The following is a 1,925-nucleotide window of genomic DNA, read 5'->3' as shown; positions in this document are numbered from 1 at the left end:
GCATTTTTTGCGATGATGTTGGTTTTGGCGGGGGTCGCGGTTGCGAGTTCGGCCGAGGCGCAGAACTCTCCTGAGAAGCGCATAGCGCTTGTCGTCGGCAACGCCGCCTACAAGACGGGCGCATTGCCGACGCCGGCCAATGATGCGGGCCTGATCGCGCAGACACTGCAGGCAGCCGGCTTCGATGTGATCGGCGCGCGTGACCTCGACCAGAACGGGTTGCGCGATACGCTCAGGGATTTCCTGGCAAAGGCGAATGCGTCGGGCCCGAATACCGTGGCCTTCGTCTATCTGGCGGGCTACGGCCTCCAGTATCAGGGCGACAATTACTTTGTGCCGGTGGATGCGCAGATCGCCAATGCGACGGACGTTCCCGTCGAGGCGATCCGGGTGACGGATTTCACCAAGTCCCTGGCGGCGATCAGCAATCGCGGCAGCATCGTCGTGCTCGACGCGGCGAGGGCCAATCCGTTTGCGCAGTCCAACCAGCCGCTGGCCGGCGGCCTGACGCTTGTCGAACCCGATGCGCATCAATTGATCGCGTTCAATGCCGCGCCCGGCACCGTCGCGCCGCCGGAAGCCGGTCCCTATGGTTCGTACGCGCATGCGCTGGCGGAAATGATCCGCCTCGGCGGTCTTTCGCTCGGCGATGTGTTCGACCGCACACGCCTGCGGGTCAGCGATCTCACCAAGGGCGCCGAGATCTCCTGGGACGCCTCCAAGTTCACCAACGCCTTCACATTCTTCGATCGCGCTCCCGATGCGCCGGCGGCTCAGGTGTCGACCTATGACAATGCCGCGATCCGCACCAAGGCCATCCGCGACTTCGACGAGAAGGATGCCTATTTCGCGGCACTCGACCGCGACTCGCTGCAGGGCTATGAGGATTTCCTTGCCGCCTATCCGAACGACTCCATGGCACGGCGCGTGCGTGCCATCATTGCCGCCCGCCGCGAGGCGATCACCTGGCGCGAGACCTGGATTGCGGATACGCCGCAGGCCTATTGGTCTTACCTCAGGCGTTATCCGCGCGGCCCGCATGTCTGGGATGCCCGCCGCCGTCTCGATCACTTCGAGGCAGCCCTGGAGCCGCCGCCGTCATTCACCGTGATCGAATATGACGTGCCGCCGCCGCCACCGACAGAGATCGTCTATGTCGATCGGCCGGTGCTTTATTTTGATGATGCCGATTTCGGCTATGCGCCGCCGCCGCCGGTTGTTTTCCTGGCGCCGCCGCCACCGGATTTCGTCGTGCTGGCGCCGCCGCCGCCCGTGGTCGACCTCTATGTTCTGCCGGCGCCGGTCTTCGTTCCGGTCGCAGCCTGGGTGCTGCCGCCGCGCGATGTCGCTCCGCCAGAAAACAACATCATCTTCAACAACATCCACAACACGGTCGTGAACAATACGGTCATCAACAACAGCACGACCGTCAACAACACCACCGTCAACGAGACCGGTGCTGCACCCGCGGCGCCCGGGCTTACGACCGGGCAGAAGCTGGCCGGAGCCGCCGTTATCGCCGGCGCCGGTGCGGTTGCATTGCATGTGGCGCTTCCGCCTTCGATACAGAAAAAGGCGGCGGTTCTGCAGAAGCCGAACCCGGCAGCAGCCGTAAAAGCGCCTGCCGGCAGCCCCGTTGCTCCTGCAACGCAGCCGCAGGCCGGAAATGCTGCCACCGCTCATACGCTTCCCGGCGCCAACGGCCAGCCCTTGCCGGCTGCCGGCAAGCTTCCGGCTGCTCAGGGCCAAGTGGTGCCGACGAAGCAGGCGCAATCGCCGCAGGCGGCACCCGGCGCCGTGCATAATCCTCCGGCCACCGCTGCTGCCAAACCTGCTCCAGCGGGCGCGAACGACAATGCGCATGCGCTTCCCGGTGCGAAGGGGCAGCCATTGCCTGCCGTTGGCAATACGCCTCCGGTGAAGGG

1 protein-coding gene is annotated in these 1,925 nt (G+C 65.0%); it reads left to right on the top strand.

The window, feature by feature from the left end; genetic code table 11:
• Positions 1 to 1,925: caspase family protein (locus ACQZ6F_RS33400; RefSeq protein WP_449096316.1), on the top strand; the 1,925-nt coding region annotated here is incomplete at both ends.

It is taken from the genome of Rhizobium sp. A22-96, from assembly GCF_053521805.1.
Note: the sequence above shows the minus strand (reverse complement) of the source record. Positions and strands in the feature narration are given on the sequence as shown.